Genomic DNA, 253 nt, shown 5'->3' on the forward strand with positions numbered 1-253 from the left:
TTACCATCAATCACAGTTGCGTAGCGAATATTCATCGCCCCAACAATATCACGATGTTTCTCAAATCCACATCGGCACTTGTATTTTCTGTCTGGTGCTTTGTTCTTTTCAGAACATTTCGGACATGTTTGACTTGTATAAGCAGGTTTCACATATTCTACCTTAATACCAACTAAATTCGCTTTGTATTCAATGAATTGTGCTAAACGATAGAATGACCAAGTGTGTAGATTTTTCTCGTTTTTACGGCTTG

General features: G+C 37.2%; 1 protein-coding gene. It reads right to left on the reverse strand.

What is annotated here, in order from left to right:
- On the reverse strand, positions 1 to 253 hold a 253-nt coding region (locus tag ACS2QP_RS28190; RefSeq protein ID WP_438883127.1), incomplete at both ends, for an RNA-guided endonuclease TnpB family protein.

Source organism: Bacillus cereus group sp. Bce019 (assembly GCF_051781745.1).
GTDB lineage: Bacteria > Bacillota > Bacilli > Bacillales > Bacillaceae_G > Bacillus_A > Bacillus_A cereus.